General features: G+C 49.5%; 2 protein-coding genes and 1 pseudogene. 2 read left to right on the top strand and 1 reads right to left on the bottom strand.

Annotated features, from left to right (window positions below; genetic code table 11):
• On the top strand, positions 1-1,937 hold a 1,937-nt coding region (locus ACOCD2_RS14820; RefSeq protein ID WP_419625758.1), incomplete at its 5' end, for a DUF3696 domain-containing protein.
• Complete coding sequence (locus ACOCD2_RS14825; protein WP_293653086.1) at positions 1,930-2,979, top strand: hypothetical protein; 1,050 nt, start codon at positions 1,930-1,932, stop codon at positions 2,977-2,979. The genes ACOCD2_RS14820 and ACOCD2_RS14825, both read left to right, overlap by 8 nt.
• Before the next feature lie 120 nt (positions 2,980-3,099).
• On the opposite strand, the pseudogene ACOCD2_RS14830 reads toward ACOCD2_RS14825, so the two are convergent.
• Positions 3,100-3,332 (bottom strand): annotated as a pseudogene (locus tag ACOCD2_RS14830) (IS481 family transposase); the annotation flags it as partial.

Consider the following 3,332-nt stretch of genomic DNA (forward strand, 5'->3'; position numbering starts at 1 on the left):
GGAGGCGAATAGCAGTGATTACCAAGTGGAAGGTATTCAACTTTAAATCGATCCGGAAAGAGACCGAACTGGATCTCGGGCTGCTAACTATTTTCGCAGGGGCAAATAGCAGCGGAAAAAGTACATTTATCCAATCAGTTCTACTTATTGCGCAGACGCTGGCGCACAAAGTAGGTTCTCGATCTGTCGTTTTGAATGGTGCGTTCACTAGCCTTGGCCAATTCGATGATTTGAAATCGAATGACAGTGATTCGGATCAAATCACAATCAAATTTACGTGCCAACCGCTATCCGCTCAAGATGCATCGACTCAAAGAAGGGCGCAGTTCACGCCACGTAGTGCTATTTACTACGGCCCGCATTCTGATCAGATTCAAGAGATCGCTTGTGAGATCTCCTTTGATGCCGACCCTTCAAGTACCCAGCGGGAGTTATTTCAAATACAACCTCTGCTTTTTGCTACTCAGTTGTCCTTCTTATACAGAGACGAGGATAACACCAATCAGAAGGCAGACATTTCCATTCACCACTCAACTAGGGCTATCTCGGAGACTGAAGGTGCTGATGGCGTCAGTGAGATAGATGACCAGCTCAGAGCCAGCTTGGACTATGCGGTTGAGCTTGATGAGAAGTCAATGGCCGAAGTAAAGGAGGATTTCCGGTCGGCCAGACCTATCGGGTGCATGCTCAGGCATTTTCTCCCAGAGAGAGTTGTCTACAAGATCGATACGATTGAAGAGGATGCGAATGCCATCACTTTGGCGCTTCAGGAAAATGCGCGCTGGGCGATGAGGCTTCAGCGCCACAGGGGAAGAGGGATTCCCCTTTCTGAAGAGATTATTGCTGTCTTGCGCAAAGTCCTCCAAGGGAGGATTGATTTCGACCAGATATTCAAAGACAAGCACTCGCAGGAGTCCCTGTTTGGCTCTGACTCAGAGGCGCCCACTTTCAGAGCCTGGTATGAACGATTGCGTGGATTGCCACGTGATAAACGTTTGAAGGTTCAACAGCTACTGCGTGAGTGCGAGGATCTATTTGACCGTATTCACTCGGCCATGAAGGCATCGGCAGCACCGAAGTCGGAGACGCACGCATTCGTCCAGGTTCGGCCGCCTCGTTTGATTACCGAAGCCACGCGGTATCTGGATAACTTTTTTGCCTCGTCCCTGAAATATCTCGGGCCGTTGAGGGATGCACCCAAGCCATTGTACCCACTTGCACCAGCGGCTGACCCACATGATGTTGGTTTACGTGGTGAACACACGGCATCCATTCTTGAACTACACAAGAACAAGAAGATCAGGTACATCCCGCCAGCCAATTTCAAGTCCCCTGTAATTGACCGCAAGACGGTTACTAGAACACTCGAAGCTGCCGTGATCGACTGGCTTCAATACCTGGGTGTAGCCAGCTCGGTGAAGAGCCGAGATCAGGGAAAGCTGGGACACGAACTAAAGGTAGGGCTTTCCAATTCGGATAGCACGCACGACCTCACGCATGTGGGCGTCGGCGTCAGCCAAGTCTTGCCAATTCTGGTCATGTGCCTTTTGGCTGATACCGACTCGACACTGGTTTTTGAGCAACCGGAGCTGCATCTTCATCCAAAGGTGCAGACCTTGCTTGGGGATTTCTTCCTTTCGATGGCGTTATGCAACAAGCAATGCATTGTTGAAACCCACAGCGAATACTTTATTGATCGCCTTCGATTCCGAATTGCTGCGGCCTCGCCTGAGAATGAGCTAAACAGCAAGACCAAGATCTACTTCGTTGAAAAGCCGTCCCAGGGGTCATTCTTCCGTGAGGTAGTGATTAATGAGTATGGTGCCATTTCGGATTGGCCGGAAGGATTTTTCGACCAGTCACAACAGCAAGCAGAGGAGATCCTACGCGCTGCGGCTATGAAACGGAAAGCCAACCGAAGGGAGAGCGATGCATAGCAGCCGTCCAAGCGTAACAATCGATGCAGGCATCCTCGCTGTTCCGCATATCGGTTGCACCAAGGATGATGCTTTCCAATATGTAGATACGCTATTGGATTGGAGCAAACTGCTTGATGAGCCATGGGTCGCTATTTACATGAGCGAACGGGCTTCTGAAGCTCTCTTTGATGACGACCTTTTCCCTTTAAGAAACCGCCTTAGGGACCTTTTTAGCAAACTTGGGATTGTGGAATACACTGTAAACGACATAGCAAAAATCGCAGCGAAATTGCTATCGCTTACACCTTCCTTCGAGGCCTACTACAGGCTCAAAGATGTTTTGTCCGAGCAACTCGAAACAGATCCGGATGTTATTCGGCTAACGACCCATGATGGCCTCCAATCAGATCTGGCTCGATGTATTACCCTAATCGCAGTCCTGCGCAAGCACTGTTCTCAACCACTAGGCGGACACTCACTCATATTGAGAGAAGCGCCCAAACAAGTTATTCAAGTCCAAGCGCAGATTCACGAACTCGAACATTCCAGAGGCGATATCCCGGAATTACCTTGTCCGCCAGAATTTTTTGAAGGCGACGTTCTTGTTTGCGACGATTTTCGTGGACTGATTGAATGCCTCGATGAAGCATCGATATTGGTTGGTGCATCCGATAATCTAGGGGTTGATCTTGCCATCCGAATTGCCATTTTCAAACACGCCATTGCTCAGGGAGAAGCTCCAGACTGGGGCAACGCTACTGTTCCAAACATAGGAGCCGAGTTCCGGGAGTTATGCCAGCAGTGCTGCGCTGATCAGGGGGACTCCTTGCCTCCGAAAATTCTCCGGTCAATCGTGGAAACAATCAAAGGGCATAACCTTTCTGCCGTCCACGCACTTCGTACCGGCCCAGGAGGCAATGACCCGCAAAGAATGCGTGGCTCCGACAAAGCACAGCGACGTGATATTGATAGGGAATTTCACCTTCATTACTGGGAGTGTGAAAACGGAACAATCGAGTTGGCTTCTGTGGTTTATCACAATGACTTTTCAATACCGTAATGATGCTGATGCAGCAAGCGTGTCTTCGGCCTCGTGATAGATTTTGGGACATCCCAGTCCCCAAAATCGACTCGGCCTTTGACAACCTATTCGTGCCCCAGCCGTCCTGGTCACCAAGCACTACGTGTCAAGTACCGATAGATCATAGATTTTCTTTTTGAATAATTCCGGTTGTTTTTTGTGCCAATCCTTAAGCGCCTGAATGGGCGTGATGTGCCCGATGTTTTTCTGCAGGACATGGTAGTTGTAGATTTTCTGATACTGGTACAGCGTCTCCTGTAAATCCCTGGACGCATCAAAATGCGTGGTAGCGAGAATCTCGCTAATCCGGCCATTGAAACGCTCAACCATGC

The sequence above is a fragment of the Thiolapillus sp. genome, from assembly GCF_048562965.1.
Classification (GTDB): Bacteria; Pseudomonadota; Gammaproteobacteria; order Chromatiales; family Chromatiaceae; genus Thiolapillus; species Thiolapillus brandeum_A.